Below are 2,165 nucleotides of genomic sequence, written 5' to 3' on the forward strand. Positions count from 1 at the left end.
TGGTGTGAGGTTGGTGTTGATGTCGGCGATTTTGGTGAAAACAGTACCATTTTGCCCGGTGGCCCTGTACAGGCGGTACTGAGCAGGTAGTCCGGCTGCAGTAGCAGGTCTGATCCATTTGACGGTGATCTGTCCTCTGGTGGTGCTGGTGGAATCGACTGTCACATTGGTGATCACCGGCATGGCCAATGGCAGGTTGAGGCAATACTCGGCGGAAGCAAGGCTTTCCCCACCGCCGATCAGGTAACCGGGGTCTGTGGGGCTGGCGCCCGGCCTCGGAAAGAGGGCCACAATGCGGTAGGAATAGGAAACACCCGGGCGGAGCCCTTCGCCGCCATTGTTGTCCAGGAATGTGGTCTGGTTAATATCCACCCTCCCGATTTCTTCATAACCCGAGCCGGCAGGAATGCCCGGACTACACACATCTTCTTGCAGGTCAGTACATTTTTCAGCGCGGTAGATAGCAATTTTAGCGCCTGTGACCTGGCATTTATAAGCATCCCAGTTGAGACGGTAAGCGGTTCCGGTAGGATCGGACACGGCTGTGCCCTTTAATCCCGTAGGTTTCGGTCCGTAGACTTTAATGTTCACCGTGGTCATATCAACAAGTTTCCGGAACAGAGACGGGTTGGGAACGTTCGGACCCGGTGCGTCTTCCACTTTAAAAAGCACGTCGTAAGCTTCCAGGCGGATATGGGCGCAGGAGGTTTGCCAAGTGAATAAACCGTTGACAGTACCCTGAGCGCCTTGATTGGCAACTGTAAACTTCGCAACGGCCGGGGGAATCAGAGATGCTTCATAAACACCGCCCGACGATGTGAGCGTGAGTTTATCGCCATTCTTGTCGGTAGCTGTCACAGGTTGGTTAATCAATGTACCGGCCTCGACGCAAATATCGGGTATCGGCTTAATTACCGGCCGGTCGTTGCGGGCGTCCTCAACGATGATCTGCATATCGCGGACGATCTCGCCTATAAGTGAGCCGTCGCGCCATTCTTCCACGACAAATGCGACATTATAATATCCTTTCGTGACAGGCGCATCCCAGATAAGGTCGCCGGTGATCCTGTTAATGCTGAAAGTGGCAGGTGATGCGCCAGCTTCCGTAGATCCGGGAGGCGTTACCATATTAGGGTCCTTGTATTGCAAATTGATCCCCGAGCCTTTTACACCGCTTCTTTGGGGTACAAACATCCGATAGGCAAGGCTATCGCCATCGGCATCGAATGCGCCGGGGTTGTGAATGTAGCGCTGTCCTACCGCCGCCACGTCGATCGGCGCATTGAGCAGGACGGGCGTCTGGTTCTTTCCGAAGTTGGAATTGATTTCCAGGATCGTGCTCACGTAGAAGTTCAGGTTCTGCGTCGGCGGAGGGCCGATGTTGAGCACGTTGTTGTTCCGGTTGTCCTCTTCGAAGGAAATACGGTACTTCCCGGCACTGCGGAACGTGTAGTTGATAATGTAAGTGTTCTGCGTTGTGTTGTTTCCAATGTTTGGGATTGGTTGCATACGAGGCGCTTCTATTACATCAACTTGGGTATTGTCACCGACTTTAACAGGTCCGATAGTGAAAAACACCGAATTCTGCGCATTAGCGGCTCCCTCACCGTTCTGCATGTCAAAATAGGCGGTAAGCTTTATCTCGTAAGTATGGATTTGTGAGCCGGCGGGAGTAAGCCTGCGGGCAGTAATCTCACCCGCGCGTATGTGTGTAGCCATGGCTTGGAAGCCATTACATAGCAAAGCCAGGAAGAATAAGTATAATGGGATTCGTAAAACAGAGCGCATAAATCTGTGTCGAGCTAATAATGATAGGGAGGTAATGGCGGTGCCATTTCTCCTGTCAGGTACGTTAAATCAACGAAAATTCGGGTAAAAATGTGTGCTTTGAGAATGAATATAATGTGTCGATTTGTAAACATACAAAACAACTTTATAAATCATATACGAATTGTAACAAAGTCCCAAAGCAGCACAAATAGCGCTCTGATGTGATTTTGTATCGCTATCTCAGCAATTGTACCCAGCCTTTCATGCTGGTCTCTGTGCCTTGTTTTTTAGAAGATTCGAAATAGATTTTTACTTCATAATAATACTGCCCGGCTGCGAGGTCTTTTCCGCCGTTGGTTTTACCGTCCCAGTTGATGTTGACATCCCTGGTGGAG

At 50.6% G+C, this 2,165-nt stretch carries 1 protein-coding gene and 1 pseudogene; both read right to left on the reverse strand.

What is annotated here, in order from left to right; translation table 11 throughout:
• Positions 1 to 1,719: pseudogene (locus ACQ4MZ_RS31460) on the reverse strand (gliding motility-associated C-terminal domain-containing protein); the annotation flags it as partial.
• Between the two features lie 286 nt (positions 1,720 to 2,005).
• Positions 2,006 to 2,146 carry a hypothetical protein gene (locus ACQ4MZ_RS31465; protein ID WP_430852017.1) on the reverse strand — a complete coding sequence of 47 codons (141 nt, stop codon included), beginning with the start codon at positions 2,144 to 2,146 and terminating at the stop codon, positions 2,006 to 2,008.
• Positions 2,147 to 2,165 lie beyond the last annotated feature (19 nt).

Source organism: Dyadobacter sp. BHUBP1 (assembly GCF_050587785.1).
In the GTDB taxonomy this organism is placed as follows: Bacteria; Bacteroidota; Bacteroidia; order Cytophagales; family Spirosomataceae; genus Dyadobacter.